Raw genomic sequence first — 20,795 nt, 5'->3', positions numbered from 1 at the left:
AAGCTTTTTTTCAAATTTATATCAATTCTTTTCTACAATCTTTCGGGCTTTCTTTTTATTTTAAATAACTTTGCAGTATACACTATTTATTCTACCACCAATTCATGTCAATTATTACCCTTACTTCGGATTTCGGAAATTTAGATTACAGAGTCGCTGCTGTGAAAGGCAAAGTTCTGACTCTAAACCCTGAGGTTAATATTATTGATATTACCCACGACATCCAGGCTTTCAACCTTATACAGACATCGTATATCGTAAGAAATGCCTATAAATACTTCCCTAAAGGAACCATTCATATCCTGTCCGTAGACAGTTTTTACAACAGATCAAGGAAAAATATCCTGTACAAAGCAGATGGCTCGTATTTTCTGGCCGCAGACAACGGACTTTTAAGCCTTATATTTTTCGACATCAAACCGGAAGCCATCTATGAGATCACTTTAAACAGCCGTTTTGATGATATCGTGAATTTCACTTCCACCGATGTTTTTGTTCCGGTGGCCGTTCATCTGGCTAACGGCGGGCTTCCTGAGGTGATCGGTCGGAAGATTCATTCAGCCAAGCAGCTTCTGTTCCCGAAACCGGTCTTCAATGAATCTGAAAAGATGATCATTGGAGAAGTTACCTATATTGATAATTTCGGAAATATAATCTCAAATATCAGTAAAGACTTTTTCGAAAGCAGTGGCAAAGGCAATGAAGGTTTCATGATAAAATTCAGAAATTTAACACTTTCAAAGGTGTTTTCAAGTCATACGGAAGTAGTTTCCGACTGGGCCAGGGAAACGGAATTCCACGGGCAGTCGGCTGCAATTTTCAATGACAGTCAGCTTTTGGAACTTACAATCTATAAAGGGAGCAAAAAAAATGGGGCCAAAAGCCTCTTTGGACTCAATGTAGGGGAGAATATCTACGTTGAATTTATGTAAGATTATATATTTCATAAAAAAACCGATTTTTTTTATATATTTGTCAAAATCTAAAAATTAAAAATGGCAGAATACAAATTATTGCTTCCTTCCATGGGAGAAGGGGTTATGGAAGCGACAATTATCACTTGGTTATTCAATGAAGGTGATAATGTAAAAGAGGATGATTCCGTAGTTGAAATTGCAACAGATAAGGTAGATTCAGACGTTCCGACACCAGTTTCGGGGAAAATTGTAAAAATCCTAAAACAGAAGGACGAAGTTGCAAAAGTTGGTGAAGCCATTGCTATTTTAGAAATTGAAGGAGAAGGCAGCACCACAGCTTCAGAAGAAGTACAGACAGAAGTTCCCGCAGCTGCTCCGGATGCCGACACTTTAAAAACCATTGAAGAGCCGTTACAGGCTGCATCCAATGTAGAGTTTTCAGGAGACCTTTACCTGTCACCTCTTGTAAAATCTATTGCACAACAGGAAAACATTTCCGAATCTGAGCTGAAATCCATCAAAGGAAGCGGTTTGGAAGGAAGAATTACAAAAGAAGATATATTAGCTTACGTTTCCAACAGAGGAAACCAACCTGTTCAGCAGGCTGCTCCGGCACAAACTGCAGCTGTAAAAGCTCCGGTTTCCACACCAGTATCTACCGTTTCTACGGCAGCCGGTGATGAGATAATTCCAATGGACAGAATGAGAAAGATCATCGCTGAAAACATGGTGAAAGCAAAACAGATTGCTCCACACGTGACTTCTTTCATTGAAACAGACGTTACCAACGTCGTAAAATGGAGAAACAAACACAAAGATATTTTTGAAAAACGTGAAGGTGAAAAACTTACTTTCATGCCGATTTTTGTGAAAGCTGTTGTAAAAGCGATCCAGGATTTCCCAATGATTAATGTTTCTATCAACGGTGAGAACATCATCAAAAAGAAAAACATCAACATTGGTATGGCTACTGCTTTACCAGACGGAAACCTTATTGTTCCTGTTATTAAAAATGCTGATCAGCTGTCACTTTCAGGATTGGCAAAAGCCATCAACGATTTGGCTTACAGAGCAAGAAACAAAAAATTAAGACCTGAAGACACTCAGGGTGCTACGTATACAATCTCTAACGTAGGAAGTTTTGGAAACCTGATGGGTACACCTATTATTCCTCAGCCTCAGGTAGCTATTTTAGCCATCGGTGCTATCGTTAAGAAGCCTGCAGTTCTTGAAACTAAAGACGGTGACGTGATTGCAATCCGTCAGCTGATGTTCATGTCTCACTCTTATGACCACAGAGTGGTAGACGGATCTTTAGGAGGAATGATGCTGAAACATGTTCATGACTACCTTCAGAACTGGGATCTGAACACAGAAATATAAAAACAAATAAACCTTTAATCTAAATAAGAGCATGAAAAACGCAACATTAATTGCCATGATTTCCGTAGGAGTTATTATTCTTATAGATCTTGTTCAAATTATCGCCAGTTTTTTTGAGTTGTACTCCATGAGCTTATTTAGAGTATTCGGAATCTTAAACCTGATTGCATTTGTTGGGGTATTGCAGTTCTTTGTAAAACTATACAACAAGCAAAAAGAATGAGTCCTGAGCTGAGAGAGCTGTTTGAAATAAAGCAGGAAGACGGGAACAGGAAGACCAGCACACCAGCTGATCAGAATGTAAAAAAACACATGACGACACGTCTTGCTGTTTTTATCCTCGGAACCATCTGTTTTATTATTGCGATCAATGCAGGAGGAAAAGGAGGCTGGGAAGAAATTGCATTTCTTATATTCATGGCCTTGTTTCATGCGGCGTGGCTTCTCTTTATTATCATTGAAACAGTGATTTTACAGACCAGGAAAAAACTGATTCTAAGGAACATCAATCTTGTTTTTATTGTGATTCTTGTATTGACTTACTTTATCAGCGGAATTTTCCTTTTTGGATTTGCCTGATATTTTAAATACAGTATAAAAAGCTTCCTTTTGGGAAGCTTTTTTGTTTTAATGATAATGCTTGTAATATTTCGATGTTAAATGTGGAGACTTTGATATTTTTCGGGATATTTTGTTTGACGCAAAGGCTTATCTAAAAAATCTTTTACTTCAAAGTGAGCAAAGAATGATGGCTGCGCCATTGATGAAGCGAATGTTATATGCGGACGCTTAATCGAATCAATCGAAGATTGATTTTTACCTTTGCATTCCTTAAATATGCAGTCTCAAAATTTAACTTTGCGTTTAAAAAAATCTTATTCCAAATCTTTCCTTTATACCTGATGCACTTTCAAACTGCCAATCACTTTTTCCCTGTGCATTTCGCCCCAGTTAATCAGCTCCATGATGAGTGGCTTTAAGGATTTCCCATGCTCAGTAAGCTCATATTCAGCCTGAGCGGAATAAATTGAAGTTCTCTGGATCAGCAGATTGTTTTCCAGTTTTTTAAGCTCTATGGAAAGCATCCGGTCCGTAATATTTTCGATCAGGGTAGAAATTTCCCTGAATCTTTTAGGCTCATCCAGAAGGACAGCAATGATTTTCATCCTCCATTTACCGTTAACCGCTTCCAGAGCATCCCCGATGGACAGCAGTACTTTTGAGGAATGCAGCGGGCATCCGGAGTTTCCAGACTCTTCTTTTTTCATGATCCTTTCTTTTAAGTTTCAAATCTATCCATAAAATTAAGAAACTTAACTGACGAAGAAAAAATTAATTAACCAGAGTTCGGTATAAGTCATTTTCGTTGTATAATAGAGTCCGTAAGATTGATGTCCGAAGATAGAAATATCAGTTTTTTAACCTACGTCCACACATTTAAGGTAGCTGTTTAATATGATAGCCTAATAGTAACTTCCCTCCTCTCGCTTCCATCTTCCATTCCTCTAATCTTAACTTTTTCTCCCGGACTCAACTTAATTAAATGAGTTGGATTGAACAAAGTCCATGAATTTTTTAGGATTTCTGCCTAAAACTTTCTGAACTCCATCGCCTGTATTTTCATTCCGCCCATCCAGAATCTCATCAAATGCAACCACCATATGTTCTGCCACAAAATCCGGCATCCCAACCTGCTTCAGTAAATCCCTGTATGCATCTTTCTCCAAAAACGTATATTCTACCGGACGCCCGAGACGGCTTCCTATCATTGAGACCGCTTCCTCAAAAGTGTATAATTCACTCCCTGTTACTTCATAGATTTTTCCGTCATGTTTTTCATGGATCAGACATTCAACCACCACATCCGACAGATCATCCAGGTCCACAAAAGGTTCTTTCACAGCACCGGCCATAAATGTAACCTCTCCTGACTGTATTCCATACAGAAAATGTCCCTCGCTAAAATTCTGGTTAAACCATGCAGACCGCACAATTGACCATTTCAGCGACGAACCGGCAAGAACCTCTTCACACTTCTTTACCGAATCCTGGCCTCTTCCCGACAACAGAACAGCTTTCGAGACAGAATGTTCAACCATACTGCCTACCAATTCACGGATCTGCTCATCTGCTCTGGGAATTGAAGTGTCCGGATGTACGATATATACTTTTTTAATATTTTCCAAAGCCGGACTGTAAGATGCAGCATCATTCCAGTCGAAAAAGCGGGTATCCTGATCTGCTTCGTCCTTCGTACGGACCGTTGAAAATACAGTATATCCAATCTTTCTTAATTTGTTCACCACACGGCGTCCGTTTTTCCCGCCGCCTCCGATAACCAGGATGTGATCTTGTAAATTTTCCATATTTAATGATTTTTAGATTAAAATTCAGAGGACAAATTTATAGACACCGCAGGAACTCTCCTGCTTAACTATCATCAAGTATAGCAAACTGTTATTCTCTTTTTAAGCTTCCGGCGTTTTTATTTTTTACAGCAGATCCTTTCAGATACCGGCTAATTTTCTTATTTTTTCAGTTGAATAAATGTCTTAGTCCACAAATGCTGAAAATTTTCCTCCTCCTCCGTAAAGGGCTTAAAAAGTCCTTTGACAACATCCGCAACGAACAGCTGAAGAACAATCTCCTTCAGGCCATTCCTTTCTGGATAGGCTCTGTAATTACCGGTTTTTTTGCTGTAATGTATGCCAAGATATTTGCCTGGGGAGAAAACCTCCTGCATTTTATCATGAACTGGCATGCGTGGATGATCTTCATCATTGCCCCTATAGGTTTTGTCCTTTCATGGTGGCTGGTAAAAGAATTTGCGCCCAATGCAAAAGGCAGCGGAATTCCCCAGGTAATGGCAGCCGTAGAACTGGCTAATCCTAAAGAACATACGAAGATCAGAAGCCTTTTAAGCCTTAAAATCATCGTTTTTAAAATTATTTCATCCGTAGTTCTCGTTATTGGCGGAGGGGCTGTAGGACGTGAAGGACCAACGATCCAGATTGCGGGATCCGTATTCAGAAAAGTGAATGAATATCTTCCCCACTGGTGGCCCAAAATCTCCAAGAAAAATATGATTATGACCGGTGCGGCGGCAGGACTTGCAGCGGCATTCAACACTCCGTTGGGAGGAATTGTATTTGCTGTGGAAGAACTTTCCAAAACGCACATCAATTATTTTAAAACGGCTTTATTTACGGCGGTGATCATTGCCGGACTTACCGCACAGACCTTAGCCGGATCCTATTTATATTTAGGCTACCCGAAAACTAATGACGTTTCTTTAATGGTGATGTTTCCCATTATTCTGGTTGCCGGAACAGCAGGAATTTTGGCGAGCCAGCTTTCCGTCACCATGCTTAAAATGAATGACTGGAAAAAAAGAAAACTTAAAACCGATAAAGCCAACATCTTATTTCTTGTTATCTGTGCCCTGTTCATCGCTTCTGTAGCTTATTTCATCAACCGTGAAATTCTCGGTTCAGGAAAGGAAATTATGGAGCGGGTTCTTTTTACCAAAGACAAGCATGAAGAATGGTATGTCCCGATTTTAAGAATGCTGGGTCCTGCCCTGTCTTTCACATCAGGCGGTGCAGGCGGAATCTTTGCTCCGGCCCTTACGGCAGGTGCCAGTATAGGTTCCGTCATCTCCGGAGCCATTCATTTAACTCCTAACGAAACCAATGTTGTTATTCTGGCCGGAATGGTAGCTTTTCTTACCGGAATCACCAGAGCGCCATTTACTTCCGCCATTATTGTCCTGGAAATGACCGACCGCCACTCACTGATTTTTCATTTGATGCTCGCCGGAATGGTCTCCTCTATTGCCTCTATTCTGGTAAGCAGACATTCTCTGTATGATGTGATTAAGGTGAATTTTCTGACGGAGATCAGGGGGAAGGAGTAGGAATCGGGGTGCGGTTTTAGTTACTGGTTGCTGGTTATCAGTTACTGGTTTTTTAAACTTTGATAAAATACTTTGAACCCAAAACATTAAACATTAAACATTAAACATTAAACTTTGAACCAGGAACCCGCAACATTTTCACTCCCAGTATTGCATATTACAAATATATTCTCTAATTTTGCACCTCGAAATAATTAACAAATTCATTTAACATTATGAACAATTACGAAACTGTTTTCATTTTAACTCCCGTTCTATCTGACGCTCAGGTAGAGGAAGCAGTGAAAAAATTTGAAGATCTTTTAAAAGAAAAGAACTGTGAAATCGTTGCCAAAGAAAACTGGGGATTAAAAAAACTAGCTTATCCGATCCAATTAAAAAAGAACGGATTCTACACTTTAATCGAGTTTAAAGGTGAAGGTACTGTAGTAGCTGATTTAGAATTAGCATTCAAACGTGACGAGAGAGTAATCCGTTACCTGACTACAAAACTTGACAAGCATGCTGTTGAGTACGCTGTAACTAGAAGAACTAAACTAAAAGCGGCTAGAGCTTAATTATTAACCCTATTTTTTAAAAAAGACAAGACATGGCAATAGATGAAATGGCTAAACAAGCCTCAGCTGGAGGAGAATCTGAAGTAAAATTCCTTACTCCGCTTGATATCAATACAAAATCTGAAAAGAAATATTGTAGATTCAAAAAATACGGAATTAAGCACGTTGATTACAAAGACGCTGATTTCTTATTACAGTTTGTAAACGAGCAAGGTAAAATTTTACCAAGAAGATACACTGGTACTTCTTTAAAATACCAAAGAAAAGTTTCTGCTGCTATCAAAAGAGCAAGACACCTTTCTTTACTACCTTACGTAGCTGACTTATTGAAATAAGACAAAAAAATAAATAAAGGAAGAGGGCAACCTCTTCTTTTGTTGCTGAATTAATTAAATAAATTCTAACGAAGTGATGGGAAACCCGGAACATAAAACCCGGAACCCGGAACTCTAAAACGGACAACAACAATGGATATCATCCTAAAAAAAGACGTAGAAAACTTAGGACTTGAGTTTGATACAGTAAGCGTAAAGCCTGGTTATGCCAGAAACTTCCTAATCCCTCAGGGATTTGCACTTTTAGCTACTCCAAAAAACAAAGCTGCTCTGGAGGCTACTTTAGAAGCCAGAAAAGAAGAAGAAGCTAAATTAATCGCTGCAGCTAACGGTGTAGTTGAGCAATTGAAGAAAACTACTATTACTATTCCTGCAAAAGTAGGTTCTGGTGATAAGTTATTCGGATCTATCAACAATGCTGATCTTGCTGAAGCTTTAGGAAAAGCTGGTGTTTCTGTAGAGAAAAAATACATCAAAATTCCTGGTAACACGATTAAGAGAACTGGTAAATTCGCAGCTCTTATCAGACTTCACAGAAATGTTGAATACAATTACGAATTCGATATTGTATCTGACGCTCCTGTAGTAGCTGCTCCAGCTGCTAAAAAAGAGGAAGTTAAATCTGAAGAAGAAGCTTAATAAGCTGAGAATTTTCTCACCATACAAAACCACTTCGTTTGAAGTGGTTTTTTTGTTTTATCAGAAGCTTCATCCCGCTATCCACTCCTACTCCTCGTGCAGCTGCCAGACCAGCTCTTACTGCGGGGTAACCGTTTCTATCGGGGCTAAGGTGGCGGTCAAAAATTGAGTGGCTCCCGGTTGAATAACTTAATTTTCAGGGCTTTTTATTGGCCAAAGGTGGCTTCGGGAGCCTCAGCCACCAGTAATTTTGGTGACTCAGGATTAATAAAATATATCATTTATAACTTAACCGGGGCATTGGTGGCTGAGGCACTCGAAGCCACCAATACAATCACGCTCCCCCTCTCAATTTCTGCTGATACTCACTGGGGGGTATTCCAATCACTTTCTTAAAGATATTGCTGAATGAAGACAGGCTGTTATACCCTACCATCATGGCGATTTCGTACATATTATACTTTCCTTCCAGCATTAATTCCAAAGAACGGGTAATTCTTAACGCCCGTAAAAAACGCACGTAGTTCATGCCTAAAATCTCCTTAAACTTCCGCGAAAGGGTTCTTGTACTCATTCCGAATTCTTTTGCCGTAGATTCAATCGTGAGGGGCTTTTCAAGGTTGGCATGAATGTATTTTGCTACCTTCAGAAGGGTTTCATCTTTGGGAAACGGATGCTGGACAGGAAAAGCGAGCTTTTTATCTCTTTTTTCCGGAAGAATTCCTTTTAGAGCTTTGAGGAAATAATATTTTGACCCATCATTTTTTGTGATTTTCCCATCCCAGTCTCTGGTATATAAAATCATTTCCCTGAGCAGATGACTGACTGAATACACATTGATTTCATCAAAAAAGCCACTTTCATTCTCTTCTTTTTTGAAATAAAAATTATATAGATCCACTTTTGGGCTGGTTGAGAAAATATAATGAGGCGTTCCGGCCGGGATCCACATAAAACATCTTGCCGGAAGATACCAGTGTTTGAGATCTGTAAAAACATGTACTATTCCGCCTTCTGCATAGACCAGCTGGGCAGAACTGTGGTGATGAACATCGGTAGTCACATTTCCGGTAAGCACATTATAGACATAAAATTCTGCGTCTTCTTCCTCTACTGCTTTAAAATGGCTGTCATTCATGAAATAAAGGTAGGAAGAAAATTTCAATTTGGCGTAAATGAGCAAATCTTTTTCTGTTTTCACAAATAGGGTCGGATCTTCAACAGCGTAACTTTGCGGAATCAAAATCATTTTTAGCAAAAATCTTTTAATTACATTATGAATATGATATTTAACGCATGCAGATATCAGTGCATCGCGTTGTGCTTACTGCTGATCGGCAGTTTTTTACACTCACAGATGATCGATTACCGCCGTCTCAGCCTTCAGAAGGCCATAGATATCGGTTTACAACACAACAAAAACATTCAGATCAGCCATTTGAAAAAAGAAATGGCCGTTACCCGGGAGAAAGACCTGGCCATGGAAAAACTTCCTGACATTGAATTCCACACCAGCTATAATCAGGTCACCAATCTTTTTCAGCATCAGAACGGCTTTTTCAATAAGGCCACAAAATATGATGTCATCAACGGGATGTATGATTTTACACTTTCTGCCTCGATTCCGGTCTACATGGGTGGGAAGATCAGAAATACGGAAAAGAAAGCGACCATTGACACTGAAATCTCAGCTCTGAAAACCCATCAGGATGAAAGACAGCTCAAAATGGAGATCATCACAGCATTTCTTCAGATCCATCACTTAAAAGAACAGCAGAGCCTTATCGTTGATAAAATGAAGGAAGATTCCATCAACATCAAACAGGTAAAGGCTTTGAAAGCAAATGGAGTTGTCACGGTAAATGAAGTGCTGAGAACCTCTTTACAGCTTTCCAACCATACGATGAGCTGGACGGAACTGGATAACGACATTCAAATAGCGGAACATCAGCTTAAAACAATTCTTTCACTTCCGGAAACTCAGGAAATGCATGCCGATACAGAAGATCTGATCTCCGAAAAAGCAACGATCCCTTATATTGATGAACTGACCGAAACAGCTTTCAACAAGAACGAATCCGTAGAAATGACGCACAAAAATCTGTCGTTAAAGGAATTGGATCAGAAAATTACAAAAGCGAATTATTTACCGAAAATTACGGCTGGCGGAGAATATTTTATCAAGTATCCGAATATGATGTTCTTCCCTCCTGAACCTTATGCTTACCGTTTGGGGATGCTGGGCGTCCATCTCACCTATCCTATCGAAAACCTGTACAAAAACAAGTATAAAATGCAGGAAGCCCGGGAAAATATTGACCTGGCCAGACTTCAGATCGAAGAAAATGATGAGAAAATAAGACACAGCGTTTACGAAGCTTACAAAAAGTTTGAAGAAACGGACCAGAAAGTAAAGATAGCCGAGGAAGCCATTAATCAGGCCAAAGAAAACTACCGCATTGTGAAGACAAAATATGCCAACAAATTAAGCCTGATCACCGAACTTATCGACGCAGACAATGCTTATCTGGAGGCAGAATCCAATCTCATCTCCGTAAAAATCAACCGACAACTCAAATATTACCAACTCCAGTACACGATTGGAAACTTATAAAAACTATGGCAAAGAAGCAACTGACCCAAAAGGAAAAAAGAATCAACAAAACCATCACGCTGCTGGCCTGGATCCTTATTATCAGCGGGATTACAGGAATGGTGAGCTTTTATCTTTTCTCAAGAAAAAATGTGACTACGAATGATGCCCAGATCGAACAGTACATAACCCCGGTTTCCAGCAAAGTTTCCGGATTCATAAAAACCATACAGTTTGAAGAAAACCAATTCGTGCATAAAGGCGATACGCTGATTGTGATCGACAACAGGGAATTTGTCAATCAGGTGAAAATGGCAGAAGCCGGACTTCACGCCAATGCTGAAAATATTGCCACCATTGAAAGCGGCGTTAATACGAAGGAAAGTGATTCAAAAATTATTGATGCTAAAATTGCATCAGCCAAAATTGATATATGGAGAACGGAACAGGATTTTAAGCGATATAAAAACCTGGTTGCAGAAGATGCCGCTACCGAGCAGCAGTTTGAGAATGTAAAGGCTTCCTATGAGCAGGCCAAAGCCAATCTCTTAGCCCTTGAGCAGCAGAAAAATGCAGTGAGAGCAGGAGCCAGTGAACAGCAAACCAAAGTCGCTCCCGTGAAAAGCCAGATCCAGCAAAGTTCTGCCAGCCTGAACAATGCGAAACTTTTCCTTTCCTATACTGTGATTACCGCACCTTACGATGGTTGGGTCGGAAAAAAGACCATCCAGGAAGGACAGCTGATCAAAGAAGGCCAAGCTTTGGTTCAAATTGTGAGCAAAGAAAAATGGATCATTGCCAACTACAAAGAAACCCAGCTTGGACAGATTGATGCCACGCAGGAAGTCATCATCACCGCAGATGCTTATCCCGATATTGAATTTAAAGGAAAAGTGATTTCCGTATCACCGGCATCCGGCTCCCAGTTTTCTCTGGTAAAACCTGATAATGCCACCGGAAACTTCGTAAAAATTGAACAGCGATTCCCTGTGAAAATTATTCTCGATAACAATAAAAATAACGAAAAACTACTTTCCGGGATGAATGTCCTTGTCAGTGCAAAGAAAATGTGATTAGTTGATGTGACGATGTGTTAATTTGTTAATGTGATGATTGGGGATGTGTTAATGTGTTAATGTGAAAGATAACACATATTAAATCAAACCATCCTAATTAATACATCCCCCAATCATTAAATCATCAAATCATCGCATCAACTAATCATCACATTAACACATCATCACATCAACAAACATTTTTAGCGGAAAGGCAGAACTGCATTGACAATTTTTGTCATTTACCTTTTACTTTTTTACACCTGCTCTTTTGTCTTTCCGCATTTATCGATCTTAAAATTGATCTTATTCCCAACCATATTCATATCACCACATCATCAAATCATCACATCAACACATCAACAAATTAACACATCATCACATCAACCATGCAACATAACACCGTCTACCATAAATGGGTCCCACAATGGCTGAAACTGCCGCTTTTGGTCCTCGCTCTGTTTCCCCATCTGATGCTGTTGTCACTTTTACATTCCAACAGCGCTTTCACTTCTTCGTTTATGGATGTAGATTCAGATGACATCCAGTATTTAATGATTTTAATGTACGGAACATTTGTGGTTACCCTTCTGGTTCTGCAGAGGTTTATGGCCTATTTCAGCGTGAAATATTATATCCTGCTGATGGCTTCCGTTTCTGTGATGATCCTCTACGTTCTATCGGTTACCAGTAATTATCAGGTTATTCTGGTGATCCGTTTTCTCGAAGGAATTTTCGGACTTTTTGAAGGGGCTATTTTTCTTCCGCTGATCATTGCAGAATTAAAAACCAAACACGCCAAGGTAATTGCCTATCTTTTCATGTATACGATAATGCTCACAGGCGGTACCATCACTACTTCTCTATTGAAATCAAGCATTGAAGATTACGATTTCCGGCATATGATTTTAATGATGGTTTATTTTCATGTCTTTGTGCTGATCATCGGAATTGCGCTTTTCAATACCAACCGTTTTTTTCCGAAAATGCCTCTGTACCAGCTGGATATTACGAGCTGGTTCCTGCTTTGGGCATGTCTTCAGTCCGGAGGTTATGCTATTATTTATGGGAAAAGACTGATGTGGCTGGAATCTGATACCATCATTATGTGTCTGTTTATTTTCCTGATTTCCGGTGGATTATTCATGCTTAAACAAAGAAATTCCAAAAGACCTATTTTTCATTTTGAAGTTTTCAGTTCAAAAAATGTCATCGCCGGAATGATCCTGTTCTTTATTTTTTACCTGATCCGTTCAGGGCTCAATAATGTATACAGTATTATGGCAACTGTCTGGAAATGGCCGTGGGATTATATTGTGAATATTCAGTACTGGAATGTAGCCGGAACTCTTATTGGAGTAATTTTATCCGGAATCTGTCTGATGCGGGGTGTTTCTTCAAGGATTGTTTTCTTTACAGGATTTCTTTTGCTGGCTATCGACTGTGCCTGGTTTACCTACACTTTTTACCCGGACACTACCCTTTCCACCATTTGTCCGCCGTTATTTCTTCAGGGAATTTCACAAGGGTTGCTGTTCACGCCTCTTGTTTTCTTTTTAATTTCAGGAATGCCTGACGAATATGTAGCCAATGCAACTGCCTTGGGAACCACAACCCGTTTCTGGACCACAGCTATTGGGTATGCTTTAATGCAGAATCTGATGCTGTTCTTAACGTTAAAACATTCTGACACTTTAAGTTTTAGTCTGACGGACACCAATCCCGTTTTCTACAGCCAGTGGAATCAGGTTTTCGGAACGAATATGTCCCGACTTCCTGTCAATGAATCTTTATCGATGACCGCAGGGGCATTTAAAGCCAAAATAACAGCCCAGTCCATCCTGCTTTCCAATATGGAAATTTTTACCGGACTGTTCTGGCTGGCACTGATCACGGCATTTGCACTACTGCTCTATCATCCCGTGAAAATTGCAGTGAGGAATATCATGTAATTTTAGGCCGGAAATTTGCTGTACTTCGGGAAATTCTATTGTATGGACATTCAGGAAATTGTATCCCGCCAAAACGCTTTTTTCAAAACACAGCAGACGAAAAGCATCAAGTTCAGAAAAATGTACCTTGAGAAGCTCCGGGATATCATTATCAACAACGAAGATCTTTTATACGAAGCCATTCACAGGGATTTCGGAAAGTCTAAATTTGATACTTTTACAACGGAAATTTCTTTTGTTCTGAATGATATTAATTATTATTTAAAAAATATAAACTCGCTTTCAAAACCTAAAAAAGTAAGAACGAATCTGGCGAATCAGATCGGAACAAGCAAAATACATCCGGAACCTTTGGGCTGTGTTTTGGTTATCGGCGCCTGGAATTATCCTTATCAATTGTCTCTTTCTCCTATGATTGCTGCACTGGCTGCCGGAAACTGCTGTATTCTAAAACCGAGTGAACTCGCGGAAAATACGATGAAAGTGATGTCAAAACTTATTAATGAAAACTTCCCTCCGGAATACCTGTATGTCTACGAAGGCGGAATTGATGAAACCACAGCCCTTTTACGGCTAAGATTTGACAAAATATTTTTCACAGGAAGTACAAAAGTCGGGAAAATTGTATACAAAGCTGCGGCAGAAAATCTAACACCTGTAGTTCTTGAATTAGGCGGAAAATCTCCGGTGATTGTCACCAAAGATGCCGATCTTGAAATTGCTGCAAAAAGAATCGTGTGGGGGAAATTCCTCAATGCAGGACAAACCTGTGTTGCACCGGATTATCTTCTGGTGGAAGAAGCCATTCAGGAACAGTTTCTGGAAATGCTGAGAAAATACATTACAGAATTTGAATACACAGCAGGTTCTGAGCAGTATACCCGGATTATTAACCGCAAAAACTTTGACCGCCTGGTTAAACTGATTCCTAAAGATAAAGTCTATTTTGGAGGAAATTCTGATAATGAAAAACTTCATATAGAACCAACCCTTCTGACTGATATCAGCTGGGATGATGAAATAATGCAGGAAGAAATTTTCGGCCCGATCCTTCCCGTGATCAGCTTTACCCATTTCAATCTTGTTCTCAATACCATTCTTGAATTGGAAAAACCTCTTTCCGCTTATCTTTTCACACGGAATTCAGAGGAAAAAGAAGCGTTTAAAAAGAAACTGTCTTTCGGCGGCGGATGCATCAATGATGTCGTTATGCATTTAGGCAACGAACGGCTTCCGTTCGGAGGAGTTGGAGCTTCCGGTATGGGAAATTATCATGGAACTTATGGTTTTGAAGCATTTTCACATCAGAAACCTATTCTTGAAAAAGCAACCTGGGGTGAACCTGATATAAAATATCCGCCTTATTCTGAAAAAAAATTAAGCTGGATCAGGAAACTGTTATAAATAAAAAACCGGGAGAATTTCCCGGTTGATGTTTATGATTTTGGAGCCCATTGGTTAAAGAACTCTTTCACTTTTTCCTGACTGTATCCTTTTCCTTCTTCAAGAACCGAACTGTCTTTCAGCACGTGAACCAATTTTCCGTTTTTATCCAAAACTATGAAAAACGGATAACCCAGCTTTTCTTTGGCATCTACATATTTGGCAAAAACTTTTTCATTTTTGTTTTCCGGAGAATAATTCAGGTGATAATATACGTAGTTCTTATCTACAGTTTCTTTCAGCTCAGGCGTATTCTGAACGAAATTATTAAAACGAAGGCACCAGATGCACCAGTTTCCACCAGCCTGGATCATGATATTTTTGCCTTCTTTTTTTGCCTGGGCAATCAGCTTATTGATATCAGCTTCAGCATTGGCTTTCGGATCATAAGGTTTGGGAAGTTTGGCTTTTTCCTCTCCTGCTTTCTTCTTCGCATCCAGTTCTGCATGATCAGCTTTTACCAGAAGAGCATTATCCTGCTTTCTACCTTCCGGTGCTATTTTAGTATCCTGGGCAAAAGCAACTGCACTTAATCCCAGAAAGGCTATGATCGATAATTTTTTCATAAGATAAAAATAAAAAAAATAATACTTATTGCAAGCAAAAATAGAACCATAATTTTATTATCACTAGATTTGCATGTTTTATGAGTTTCCTGATCAAAATATTATATTTCATATCTAAACTTCCGCTAAGAGTATTGTATATTTTTTCGGACGTTATATTTTTTCTGAATTATTATCTGGTAGGTTACCGGAAAAAGGTGATTACACAGAATCTCCGCAACTCTTTTCCTGAGAAATCGGAAGAAGAAATCAGGATGATCAGAAAGAAATTCTATCTCAATTTCTCAGACTATCTTGTAGAAACCATCAAATCTTTCAGCATTTCTGAAACGGAATCCCGGGTAAGGATGCAGCATATCAACCAGGAATTATTCCATGAAGCGAAAGCAGAGGGTAAAAACATTATTCTGCTGGCAGGACATGTCTTTAACTGGGAATGGATCAATGCCCTTGCGAGAATCATCCCGCAGAAACACTGTCATCCCGTTTACAGAAAGGTGAACAGCGATTTCTGGGAAAACCAGATGAAAAATGTGAGAAACAAGTTCGGAAATGAAGCGCTGGAAGCCAATGAAGTGATCATGAATATCTTCAGATCCAAAAATGACGGCGAATCAGCATATATGTTTGTCGCTGACCAGACTCCGCATGTAGCTCACGTTAATTACGGACTGGAATTCCTGAATCAGAGAACACCTGCTTTTATCGGGTATGATAAACTGGCCACAAGAATGGACCTTGTCTTTATTTATTGTGAAATGAAAAAGGTAAAAAGGGGCTATTATCAGGTAAATTATCATAGAATTTATCCGGACGGAGAAAAATTTGTTGAGCACGAAGTGGTAAATAAATTCCATAAACTTCTTGAAAATACACTTCACAAAAGCCCTGACAATTATCTTTGGTCACACAGAAAGTGGAAATATCAAAGCTCCATCAAAACTTTTGATGGCGATAAAAAATAAATCCGATGTCTAAAAAATTAGCCGTTGTTATCTTAAACTGGAATGGTAAAAACTGGCTTGAGAAATTTCTTCCCAGTGTAATCCGTTTTTCTGAAGATTCAGATATTTATGTAATCGATAATCTTTCTACCGACGATTCTGTAGCGTTTTTACAAACTCAGTTTCCTTCCGTTAAAATTGTGAAGAACAGTAAAAATTTTGGTTTTGCTGGCGGTTACAATGAAGGTTTAAAAGAAATTAAGAACGAATACTACTGTCTGCTCAATTCAGATGTAGAAGTTACTGAAAACTGGACCGTACCCGTTATAGAATTATTTGAGAAAGATCTTTCCATTGCCGCTATACAGCCAAAAATTTTATCTTTTAATCACAAAAACAGGTTTGAATTTGCAGGTGCCGGAGGTGGTCTTATCGACAATCTGGGCTATCCTTACTGCCGTGGACGCGTGTTTGATGGTCTGGAGGAAGATCACGGACAATATGATGATGAAACAGAGATTTTCTGGGCATCGGGCTGCAGTTTCTTTGTCCGTTCAAAAGATTTCCGGGAACAAAACGGTTTTGATGAACGTTTTTTTGCTCATCAGGAAGAGATTGACCTTTGCTGGCGCTTTATTAATTCCGGAAAGAAAATTTTTTATACAGGAAAATCCAAAGTTTATCATGTAGGCGGTGGAACTCTGAACAAGCAAAGTGCGCAAAAAACGTATCTCAATATCAGAAACAATCTTTCCATGATGCTGAAAAATCTTCCCTTTCCAAAGCTGATCTGGTTAATTTTTTTCAGACTGTGTTTAGACGGAATCGCCGGCATCTACTTTGGCTTAAAAAACGGTTTTCCACACCTTTGGGCAGTTGTACGGGCTCATTTTGGATTTTACGCCCAGCTTCCGGGAACATGGAAACTCCGCCAGCAGCATCAGAAATCGGATTTCTATCAGTCGGAATGGTTGATCTTTAAACATTTTTTAGGTGGAAGGAAGTAGGTTTCAGGGATTAGGGATTAGGGATTAGGAAAATAAAGTACAAATATCTGACGGTTAAAGGACTATAGTATTTTACAGGAAAAATTCTTATCTTCAAAAAACTTTAAACTTTAAACTTTAAACTTTAAACTTTAAACTTTGAACATTAAATAAAACCAGCAACTAACCAACCCGCAACACATAACTCTTAACTCATCACTCAAAAAATGGATTTCTGCGCAATAGATTTTGAAACAGCAACACACGAAAAAAGCTCCGCATGTGAGATGGGGATTTGCGTGGTTCAGAATTCCAAAATTGTGGAAACAAAGACCTGGCTGATCAAACCGCCGAGTTTTCCGTATTTCAGCAGATTTAATATTGGGGTACACGGTATAACTCCGGACGATGTAAAAGACGCACCTACTTTTGATGAGATCTGGTATGAAGCGGAAGAAATGATGTACGGAGCCCTGATGATTGCCCACAATGCAAGTTTTGACGCAGGGGTTTTACGGGGCTGTTTCGAGCATTACGGTATGTTTACTCCTAAACTAAACTACTTGTGCAGCATTCAGCTGGCTAAAAAATCATGGAATTATCTTCCTAAATACGGACTGAAACATCTGGCAGAACATCACCAGATCAGCTTAAACCACCACCGGGCGGGAGATGATGCGGAAGCCTGTGCAAAGATTTCACTGTTGGCTTTTGAAAAATTAATTATCACTGAAAATGAAGAAATACATGACTCTTTTTTAAGCAGATACATCAAAAAACTATAATCCAAACACCATGAAAAAAATTTTACTTTCTGCCGTCTTAGCTGCCGGCACCCTATTTCAGGCACAAAGCTCAGAACTTCTCAGTACAACATGGTATTTAAAGAAAGTCGTCAAGAATAACACAACCTATTTACTTCCGCAAAATAGTGAAATAGCCGCTCCTAAGATGACTTTTACTCCTACACCTGGATCATCAGGCAGCTATACAAATATGAATAGTCCTGTCTGCGGAAAAACCATCTGGGGTAATATATTTGTTCAGGGTATACAACCCAATCATTTTGTTTTCTGGACTTACGGTATTGGTAACAACCAAACTTGTACAATCTCCGAAAACATAGATTTCACCAATCAATATGCTAATTATTTTAATATTGGTTCTGACTCTCACGATTATCAAATCACTTATTCAGGAAACACAAGAAATCTAGTGCTCACCAATAATCTGGGAGACAAGGCATTTTATGAAAGTGGTTTCTTAGCCACCAAAGAACTGGAGCCATCCAAAACTGCGTCAATAAAGATTTACCCTAATCCGGTTAAGGACAGTTTCCTTGAAATTAAAGGCGTTGAGCGTATTGAATGGACAAAAATTTATAACGCTGAAGGAAGACTCATTCAGCAGAATTCTGCAGATTCCAGAATAGATGTTTCCGGCCTTTCAAAAGGAGGCTATTTCTTAGAAATCAAATCTCAGAAAGAGATAAGCAGGCATCAATTTATCAGAGAATAATCCTAATTTTTTTTGATATCAGATTTCAGACATCAGATTTCAGACTTTCAACTTGGATGAAGAATGTCTATGGTGAATTTTGCTTTGCAAGTGAATGGTGAATGTAGGTTGGAGAATAAGACTCAAGAAACAAGATTATTAGATCTCAGTCACAAGACATCTAGCAATAATTTATTCGCTTAATTACCTCTAACCAGCAACTAGCCAACCAGTAACTGGCAACCAAAATTTACCCTGAAGCTTATAACTCAGCCTAATTGCTTAACACTTCAGACAACAGGTTGAATTTTGGGATCTCTATCTCAAAAGTTTCCTGCGTCTCCATGTTTTTAACAAGGTATTTTCCGCTCATATTGCCTACTCCGGACCGAAGCATCACATTGGAAAAGTAAGAGAAATTTTCGCCTACAGGAATCTCCGGTGTCAATCCGATCACGCCATCACCTATAATCTCTGTATATCCAAACCCTACATCAAAGATGAGCCATTTCCTTTTAAGCACTTTAATCGGAAAGCTGCCGTCATTTTCTATTGTAATATTGTACTTAAAAACGTAACGGTTTTCGGAAGGATAACTGTTTTTACTATCATATTCAGGTATTACTGAAACTTTGATATTGGAAGTCATTTTTGAGAACATCACCTTAGTTTTTATAACAGATACAAAAATCTCGCCTTTTTTAAGGCGAGATCGTAAGTTATCTTAAAATTTTATTAAATTTTATAGTCCAAGGCCTTTTCTTTCGTCGCCTCCCATTAAAATTTCAACAGGATTGTCGATACCTTCTTTTACCGCTACAAGGAATCCTACAGACTCTTTTCCGTCGATAATTCTGTGGTCATAAGACATGGCTACGTACATCATTGGTCTGATTACTACCTGCCCGTCAACAGCTACCGGTCTCTGGATAATGTTGTGCATTCCAAGGATTGCAGACTGTGGAGGGTTGATGATTGGTGTAGACATCATAGATCCGAACGTACCACCGTTTGTAATGGTGAATGTACCGCCCGTCATTTCATCAACCGTAATTTTACCGTCTCTTACTTTAGTTGCAAGATCTTTGATGTTGGCTTCAACTCCAGCGAAAGACATGTTTTCTGCATTTCTCAATACCGGAACCATAAGACCTTTAGGCCCAGAAACCGCAATTGAAATATCGCAGAAGTCATAGTTTACTTTGAAGTCTCCGTCGATAGATGCGTTCACATCCGGATACATCTGTAATGCTCTTGTTACCGCTTTTGTAAAGAAAGACATAAAGCCTAATCCTACTCCGTGCTTCTGAGCAAATTCTTCTTTATATAATTTTCTTAATCTGAAGATTTCAGACATGTCAACTTCATTGAAAGTAGTCAACATCGCTGTTTCATTCTTTACAGATACTAATCTCTGAGCAATTTTTCTTCTTAGAACTGAAAGTTTAGTTGTCGTAGTGGTACGGGCACCGGTTGCAGTAGAAGGGCTTCCTCCTAAAGCAGGAACAGCAGCTAATTCTGCATCTGTTTTAGTGATTCTTCCGTCTCTTCCGCTTCCTGAAACCTGTCCTGCCTCAACTCCTTTTTCGTCAAGGATTTTTTTAGCTGCAGGAGATGGAGCTCCCGTTGCATACGTTTGTGGCGCAGATACCGGAGCAGCTGGTTTTGGAGCCTCTTGTTTAGCTGGTTCAGCAGCTTTTGGAGCTTCTTCCTGTTTTGGAGCTTCAGCAGCAGGTGCGCTTCCGCCTGCAGGTTTTGCAGCATCCATATCAATTAAACAAACTACCTGGCCAACCTGTACTACATCACCCTCTTCTGCTTTTAATGTAATCACACCGCTTTGTTCAGCTGGTAATTCAAGAGTTGCTTTATCTGAGTCTACTTCTGCGATAGGCTGATCTTTTTCTACATAATCACCATCTTTCACAAGCCAAGTTGCAATTTCAACTTCTGTAATGGATTCTCCCGGTGAAGGAACTTTCATTTCTAAAACTGACATATTGAGTATTTTT

At 39.2% G+C, this 20,795-nt stretch carries 22 protein-coding genes; 16 read left to right on the top strand and 6 right to left on the bottom strand.

What is annotated here, in order from left to right; translation table 11 throughout:
- Positions 1–104: 104 nt before the first annotated feature.
- The 4 genes from JET18_RS08290 (at position 105) to JET18_RS08275 (ending at position 2,879) form a co-directional block, all read left to right on the top strand.
- On the top strand, positions 105–932 hold the full coding sequence (locus tag JET18_RS08290; RefSeq protein ID WP_202090138.1) for an SAM hydrolase/SAM-dependent halogenase family protein: 828 nt from the start codon (positions 105–107) through the stop codon (positions 930–932).
- Between the two features lie 63 nt (positions 933–995).
- Positions 996–2,300, top strand: a complete 1,305-nt coding sequence (locus JET18_RS08285) for a dihydrolipoamide acetyltransferase family protein (RefSeq protein ID WP_202090137.1) — start codon at positions 996–998, stop codon at positions 2,298–2,300.
- A 31-nt stretch (positions 2,301–2,331) separates the two neighbouring features.
- Positions 2,332–2,523, top strand: coding sequence for a hypothetical protein (locus JET18_RS08280; protein WP_202090136.1), 192 nt, complete (start codon positions 2,332–2,334; stop codon positions 2,521–2,523).
- Complete coding sequence (locus tag JET18_RS08275; RefSeq protein ID WP_202090135.1) at positions 2,520–2,879, top strand: hypothetical protein; 360 nt, start codon at positions 2,520–2,522, stop codon at positions 2,877–2,879. The genes JET18_RS08280 and JET18_RS08275 overlap by 4 nt, the downstream gene beginning before the upstream one ends.
- 314 nt (positions 2,880–3,193) lie before the next feature.
- Here JET18_RS08275 and JET18_RS08270 read toward each other — a convergent pair whose 3' ends face one another.
- Entirely contained in the window at positions 3,194–3,568 is a 375-nt protein-coding gene (locus JET18_RS08270; RefSeq protein ID WP_202090134.1) for a winged helix-turn-helix transcriptional regulator, read from the bottom strand.
- 267 nt (positions 3,569–3,835) lie between these two features.
- Positions 3,836–4,666, bottom strand: a complete 831-nt coding sequence (locus JET18_RS08265; RefSeq protein WP_202090133.1) for an NmrA family NAD(P)-binding protein — start codon at positions 4,664–4,666, stop codon at positions 3,836–3,838.
- A 197-nt stretch (positions 4,667–4,863) separates the two neighbouring features.
- On the opposite strand from JET18_RS08265, the gene JET18_RS08260 reads away from it, so the two are divergent.
- The 4 genes from JET18_RS08260 to rplI all read left to right on the top strand — a co-directional run bounded on the left by JET18_RS08260 (position 4,864) and on the right by rplI (position 7,747).
- Positions 4,864–6,216 (top strand): chloride channel protein, encoded by a 1,353-nt coding sequence (locus JET18_RS08260; RefSeq protein WP_202090132.1) that lies wholly within the window; start codon positions 4,864–4,866, stop codon positions 6,214–6,216.
- A 215-nt stretch (positions 6,217–6,431) separates the two neighbouring features.
- Positions 6,432–6,773: a 30S ribosomal protein S6 gene (rpsF, locus tag JET18_RS08255; RefSeq protein WP_202090131.1), complete on the top strand. Its 342-nt coding sequence runs from the start codon at positions 6,432–6,434 to the stop codon at positions 6,771–6,773.
- Positions 6,774–6,805: 32 nt separating this feature from the next.
- Complete coding sequence (gene rpsR, locus JET18_RS08250; RefSeq protein ID WP_034706728.1) at positions 6,806–7,108, top strand: 30S ribosomal protein S18; 303 nt, start codon at positions 6,806–6,808, stop codon at positions 7,106–7,108.
- A gap of 132 nt (positions 7,109–7,240) precedes the next feature.
- Entirely contained in the window at positions 7,241–7,747 is a 507-nt protein-coding gene (rplI, locus tag JET18_RS08245; RefSeq protein WP_202090130.1) for a 50S ribosomal protein L9, read from the top strand.
- 334 nt (positions 7,748–8,081) lie between these two features.
- Here rplI and JET18_RS08240 read toward each other — a convergent pair whose 3' ends face one another.
- Positions 8,082–8,996 carry a helix-turn-helix domain-containing protein gene (locus tag JET18_RS08240; protein WP_202090129.1) on the bottom strand — a complete coding sequence of 305 codons (915 nt, stop codon included), beginning with the start codon at positions 8,994–8,996 and terminating at the stop codon, positions 8,082–8,084.
- Positions 8,997–9,023: 27 nt separating this feature from the next.
- On the opposite strand from JET18_RS08240, the gene JET18_RS08235 reads away from it, so the two are divergent.
- The 4 genes from JET18_RS08235 to JET18_RS08220 all read left to right on the top strand — a co-directional run bounded on the left by JET18_RS08235 (position 9,024) and on the right by JET18_RS08220 (position 14,751).
- Positions 9,024–10,361, top strand: coding sequence for a TolC family protein (locus JET18_RS08235; protein ID WP_228728504.1), 1,338 nt, complete (start codon positions 9,024–9,026; stop codon positions 10,359–10,361).
- A gap of 5 nt (positions 10,362–10,366) precedes the next feature.
- On the top strand, positions 10,367–11,413 hold the full coding sequence (locus tag JET18_RS08230) for an HlyD family secretion protein (RefSeq protein ID WP_202090128.1): 1,047 nt from the start codon (positions 10,367–10,369) through the stop codon (positions 11,411–11,413).
- Positions 11,414–11,784: 371 nt separating this feature from the next.
- The gene (locus JET18_RS08225) at positions 11,785–13,347 is read left to right on the top strand and encodes an MFS transporter (protein WP_202090127.1); all 1,563 of its coding nucleotides are present in this window, start codon (positions 11,785–11,787) and stop codon (positions 13,345–13,347) included.
- A 42-nt stretch (positions 13,348–13,389) separates the two neighbouring features.
- Complete coding sequence (locus tag JET18_RS08220; RefSeq protein WP_202090126.1) at positions 13,390–14,751, top strand: aldehyde dehydrogenase; 1,362 nt, start codon at positions 13,390–13,392, stop codon at positions 14,749–14,751.
- Between the two features lie 32 nt (positions 14,752–14,783).
- Here JET18_RS08220 and JET18_RS08215 read toward each other — a convergent pair whose 3' ends face one another.
- Positions 14,784–15,356 (bottom strand): thioredoxin family protein, encoded by a 573-nt coding sequence (locus tag JET18_RS08215; protein ID WP_202090125.1) that lies wholly within the window; start codon positions 15,354–15,356, stop codon positions 14,784–14,786.
- A gap of 80 nt (positions 15,357–15,436) precedes the next feature.
- Between JET18_RS08215 and JET18_RS08210 the strand changes: the two genes are divergently transcribed.
- From JET18_RS08210 to JET18_RS08195, 4 genes are all read left to right on the top strand, one after another.
- Entirely contained in the window at positions 15,437–16,321 is an 885-nt protein-coding gene (locus tag JET18_RS08210; protein ID WP_202090124.1) for a lysophospholipid acyltransferase family protein, read from the top strand.
- A 5-nt stretch (positions 16,322–16,326) separates the two neighbouring features.
- Positions 16,327–17,307 carry a glycosyltransferase family 2 protein gene (locus JET18_RS08205; RefSeq protein ID WP_202090123.1) on the top strand — a complete coding sequence of 327 codons (981 nt, stop codon included), beginning with the start codon at positions 16,327–16,329 and terminating at the stop codon, positions 17,305–17,307.
- A 206-nt stretch (positions 17,308–17,513) separates the two neighbouring features.
- Positions 17,514–18,071, top strand: coding sequence for a 3'-5' exonuclease (locus tag JET18_RS08200; RefSeq protein WP_202090122.1), 558 nt, complete (start codon positions 17,514–17,516; stop codon positions 18,069–18,071).
- 10 nt (positions 18,072–18,081) lie between these two features.
- Positions 18,082–18,804, top strand: a complete 723-nt coding sequence (locus JET18_RS08195; protein ID WP_202090121.1) for a T9SS type A sorting domain-containing protein — start codon at positions 18,082–18,084, stop codon at positions 18,802–18,804.
- Between the two features lie 253 nt (positions 18,805–19,057).
- Here JET18_RS08195 and apaG read toward each other — a convergent pair whose 3' ends face one another.
- Positions 19,058–19,432 (bottom strand): Co2+/Mg2+ efflux protein ApaG, encoded by a 375-nt coding sequence (gene apaG / locus JET18_RS08190; RefSeq protein WP_228728503.1) that lies wholly within the window; start codon positions 19,430–19,432, stop codon positions 19,058–19,060.
- A gap of 93 nt (positions 19,433–19,525) precedes the next feature.
- Positions 19,526–20,782: a 2-oxoglutarate dehydrogenase complex dihydrolipoyllysine-residue succinyltransferase gene (gene odhB, locus JET18_RS08185; protein WP_202090119.1), complete on the bottom strand. Its 1,257-nt coding sequence runs from the start codon at positions 20,780–20,782 to the stop codon at positions 19,526–19,528.
- Between the last annotated feature and the right edge of the window lie 13 nt (positions 20,783–20,795).

It is taken from the genome of Chryseobacterium endalhagicum, assembly GCF_016745235.1.
Lineage (GTDB): Bacteria > Bacteroidota > Bacteroidia > Flavobacteriales > Weeksellaceae > Chryseobacterium > Chryseobacterium endalhagicum.
The sequence above is the reverse complement of the archived record's forward strand: the minus strand, read 5'-3'. Positions and strand labels throughout refer to the sequence as shown.

Bases quoted from the DNA above. Each gene is read 5' to 3' on its own strand.
- JET18_RS08280 (WP_202090136.1), top strand. From the start codon at position 2,332: ATGAAAAACGCAACATTAATTGCCATGATTTCCGTAGGAGTTATTATT.
- rpsF (WP_202090131.1), top strand. From the start codon at position 6,432: ATGAACAATTACGAAACTGTTTTCATTTTAACTCCCGTTCTATCTGAC.
- JET18_RS08275 (WP_202090135.1), top strand. From the start codon at position 2,520: ATGAGTCCTGAGCTGAGAGAGCTGTTTGAAATAAAGCAGGAAGACGGG.
- JET18_RS08210 (WP_202090124.1), top strand. From the start codon at position 15,437: ATGAGTTTCCTGATCAAAATATTATATTTCATATCTAAACTTCCGCTA.
- JET18_RS08285 (WP_202090137.1), top strand. From the start codon at position 996: ATGGCAGAATACAAATTATTGCTTCCTTCCATGGGAGAAGGGGTTATG.
- rplI (WP_202090130.1), top strand. From the start codon at position 7,241: ATGGATATCATCCTAAAAAAAGACGTAGAAAACTTAGGACTTGAGTTT.
- JET18_RS08235 (WP_228728504.1), top strand. From the start codon at position 9,024: ATGAATATGATATTTAACGCATGCAGATATCAGTGCATCGCGTTGTGC.
- odhB (WP_202090119.1), bottom strand. From the start codon at position 20,782: ATGTCAGTTTTAGAAATGAAAGTTCCTTCACCGGGAGAATCCATTACA.
- JET18_RS08265 (WP_202090133.1), bottom strand. From the start codon at position 4,666: ATGGAAAATTTACAAGATCACATCCTGGTTATCGGAGGCGGCGGGAAA.
- JET18_RS08260 (WP_202090132.1), top strand. From the start codon at position 4,864: ATGCTGAAAATTTTCCTCCTCCTCCGTAAAGGGCTTAAAAAGTCCTTT.
- JET18_RS08215 (WP_202090125.1), bottom strand. From the start codon at position 15,356: ATGAAAAAATTATCGATCATAGCCTTTCTGGGATTAAGTGCAGTTGCT.
- JET18_RS08200 (WP_202090122.1), top strand. From the start codon at position 17,514: ATGGATTTCTGCGCAATAGATTTTGAAACAGCAACACACGAAAAAAGC.
- JET18_RS08290 (WP_202090138.1), top strand. From the start codon at position 105: ATGTCAATTATTACCCTTACTTCGGATTTCGGAAATTTAGATTACAGA.
- rpsR (WP_034706728.1), top strand. From the start codon at position 6,806: ATGGCAATAGATGAAATGGCTAAACAAGCCTCAGCTGGAGGAGAATCT.
- JET18_RS08205 (WP_202090123.1), top strand. From the start codon at position 16,327: ATGTCTAAAAAATTAGCCGTTGTTATCTTAAACTGGAATGGTAAAAAC.
- apaG (WP_228728503.1), bottom strand. From the start codon at position 19,432: ATGACTTCCAATATCAAAGTTTCAGTAATACCTGAATATGATAGTAAA.
- JET18_RS08225 (WP_202090127.1), top strand. From the start codon at position 11,785: ATGCAACATAACACCGTCTACCATAAATGGGTCCCACAATGGCTGAAA.
- JET18_RS08230 (WP_202090128.1), top strand. From the start codon at position 10,367: ATGGCAAAGAAGCAACTGACCCAAAAGGAAAAAAGAATCAACAAAACC.
- JET18_RS08195 (WP_202090121.1), top strand. From the start codon at position 18,082: ATGAAAAAAATTTTACTTTCTGCCGTCTTAGCTGCCGGCACCCTATTT.
- JET18_RS08220 (WP_202090126.1), top strand. From the start codon at position 13,390: ATGGACATTCAGGAAATTGTATCCCGCCAAAACGCTTTTTTCAAAACA.
- JET18_RS08240 (WP_202090129.1), bottom strand. From the start codon at position 8,996: ATGATTTTGATTCCGCAAAGTTACGCTGTTGAAGATCCGACCCTATTT.
- JET18_RS08270 (WP_202090134.1), bottom strand. From the start codon at position 3,568: ATGAAAAAAGAAGAGTCTGGAAACTCCGGATGCCCGCTGCATTCCTCA.